Annotated in this window: 1 protein-coding gene; it reads right to left on the bottom strand. The window is 43.6% G+C overall.

Annotated features, from left to right (window positions below; genetic code table 11):
- Nucleotides 1-5: 5 nt before the first annotated feature.
- Nucleotides 6-1235 (bottom strand): RNA-guided endonuclease InsQ/TnpB family protein, encoded by a 1230-nt coding sequence (locus U2718_RS14555; RefSeq protein WP_411813294.1) that lies wholly within the window; start codon nt 1233-1235, stop codon nt 6-8.
- Nucleotides 1236-1278: the final 43 nt, after the last annotated feature.

Here is a 1278-nt window from a genome sequence, read left to right as displayed (position 1 = left end):
GTGAACTACCCAGCGCTGACCCTGTCGGGTACAGCGTGGGCTTCTGTACTCATAGGCGAGTGCCTGAGGTGAGACTTTCGCCCCATCTTTGGTCTTACCTCCCCTCCTACAGCAGAGACGGCTGAACCTTCCGCCTTTAGCATTCTGATTCCTTCTGCTCTAATATTGATGGACGCGTTCCCATCTCTGTCGTGATCAGTGCCGCAATGGGGACAAGTCCATTCACGGACATCAAGTGGCATTTCACCCATCTGATAGAAACAGTTAGAGCAGAGCTTGGAACTGGCAAACCATCTATCTATTTCAACCAACCTCGCGCCTTTGCGTTCTAGCTTGTAGGCTAAGAAGTTGGTGAACATTCCCCATCCAGTATCAGAAATTGCTTTAGCCAAATTGTGATTACGAACCATGCCTAGAAGATGAAGGTTTTCTACTATGACAGCTTGGCTATCGCTGACCAACCTATAACTAAGTTTGTGTAGAAAATCTTGCCGCGAATTGCTAACCCGTTCGTACACTTTGGCAACTACTCTCCTATATCTATTTCTTGAATTACTCCCTTTTTGTTTACGTGCTAATTTCTTCTGTTTGCGTTTCAGGTTCTTCTCATGCTTGGCAATATGTTTAGGACTGTCGTATTTAGAAACCTTTTTACCATCTGTAACAACAGCAAAGTGCTTTAGTCCCAAATCAACTCCATAAATCTTGCCTTCTGTTATAGTTGGTTTTTCGCCTTCTACTTCAGTCAAGATGGATGCGAGATATTTCCCTGATGGGGTTTTGCTAACAGTAACAGTCTTTATCTTCCCCTCAATTGGACGATGAATCTTAGCTTTAACTTCTCCAATGCTCCCTGGAAGTTTGACAATATCATCAAGAACTTTGACATTTTGAGGATATTGAATTGACTGTTTACCGTGTTTGGATTTGAACCGAGGAAATCCGGCTCTACCCTCAAAAAAGTTTTTATACGCCGTGGTTAGATTAAGTGTTGTGGCTTGCAAAACCTGACTATAACAATCGGCTAGCCAACAAGTGTCTTCCGCTTTTTTGAGTGCTGGTAGAAGCGCGTTGAGTGCTGACCGTCCGAGTCCCTTGCCCGTTTCTTTGTAAGTTTCGATTGACTTATTCAAAGCATAATTCCACCACCAACGAGAGCATCCAAATGCCTGAGCTAGCTGTACTTGTTGTTCTTCGGTTGGGTATAAACGAACTTGTACGACTTTGTGCAACACTCAACATCACCTCCTTGGTTTCTTTCTTCTATCACAATATACA

The sequence above is a fragment of the Chlorogloeopsis sp. ULAP02 genome (assembly GCF_038404745.2).
In the GTDB taxonomy this organism is placed as follows: Bacteria; Cyanobacteriota; Cyanobacteriia; order Cyanobacteriales; family Nostocaceae; genus Chlorogloeopsis.
The sequence above is the reverse complement of the archived record's forward strand: the minus strand, read 5'-3'. Positions and strand labels throughout refer to the sequence as shown.